Origin of the sequence: Porticoccus sp. W117, from assembly GCF_030341905.1 — a bacterium.
In the GTDB taxonomy this organism is placed as follows: Bacteria; Pseudomonadota; Gammaproteobacteria; order Pseudomonadales; family Porticoccaceae; genus SCSIO-12696.
In genome coordinates this window covers 1-1415 of the sequence record NZ_JATAAF010000052.1, presented here as the reverse complement: position 1 = coordinate 1415, position 1415 = coordinate 1, and the positions used below count along the sequence as shown (strand labels likewise).

The following is a 1415-nucleotide window of genomic DNA, read 5'->3' as shown; positions in this document are numbered from 1 at the left end:
GGACGGCAACCTGGGCACCGGCGACAGCCTCGACATCGAACTGTCCGGCGACGCCCCGGAACTGACCATCACCACCAGTGATGCGGACCTCACCGCCGGTGAGACCGCCACCATCACCTTTACCTTCACCGAAGCCGTCAGTGGCTTTGTGGATGGCGACATCAGCGTCAGTGGCGGCACCTTAGGTGCGATCAGCACCAGCGATGGCGGCGTTACCTACACCGCGACCTTTACCCCGGATACGGCGAACGGCAATACCAGCGCTACCATTGTAGTTTCTGGTGATAGCTATACGGACAGTGACAACAATACGGGCAGTGATGCCAATCTGAGCTTGGTTTTAGTTAATAGTGCGCCGGAAGCAGAGGCTGACAACGCTCTTACAGAAGAAGATACAGCGTTGAATAACATCAACGTGCTGAGCAATGACAGCGATGCTGATGACGACATGCTTAGTATTCAAGGAATTCCAACAGCGCTGAATGGCACAGTAACAGTAAATCCTGATGGAACCTTAAACTACGTCCCTGACGCAGATTTTAATGGTGTTGACACAATTACTTATATTGTTGCTGATGGACAAGGGGGAACAGACACCGGTACGGTTTCTGTTGCTGTTACCGCGGTAAACGATGTGGCCACCATCACCGTGAACGCGTCGGACGCGGCGGTGACCGAAGACGATGCAGGTGACAACACCGCCAGCGGTACTGTGGCTGTGGCGGACGTCGATAATGGCGAAGGTACCTTAGCGAGCAGCACCGCCACTTACGGCACTGTGACCGTGGACGGATCAGGTAACTGGACGTACGCGTTGGATAACGGCAACGCTACAGTTCAGGCTCTGGCGGCGGGTGAAACCCTGACCGATACCATTACATTTACCAGTGATGACGGCACGACCCAGACCCAGGAAATCACTATCACCGGTACTAATGACGCGGCGACAATCTCCGTGACCGCGTCGGATACAGCGGTGACAGAAGATGACGCGGGCAACAATACTGCCAGCGGCACTGTGGCTGTAGCGGATGTCGATAACGGCGAAGGTACCTTGGCGAGCAGCACCGCCACTTACGGCACCGTGACTGTAGACGGATCAGGTAACTGGACGTACACGCTGGATAATAATAATCAAAATGTGGAAGCCCTTTTAGAGGGTGAAACACTAATCGACACTATTGTTTTTACTAGTGATGATGGTACAAGTGCGACTCAAAGCGTCACTATTACAGGAAGTAATGCAGTTCCCATCGTTTCAGACGATACATCTACGACTTCAGAGAATACAGTTTTAAATGACAATGTACCAGTAGCTACGGATGTGGATGGTGTAATCACAGGATACAGTTTAGCGTCCGGTGTTGGTGCTGGTAACGGCAATCTTGTATTTAACCTTGATGGTAGTTACACCT

The 1415-nt window shown here is 52.3% G+C and carries 1 protein-coding gene; it reads left to right on the top strand.

Features of this window, described 5'->3' with window-relative positions; genetic code table 11:
* Positions 1-1415: cadherin-like domain-containing protein (locus QSV34_RS15145; RefSeq protein ID WP_289156084.1), on the top strand; the 1415-nt coding region annotated here is incomplete at both ends.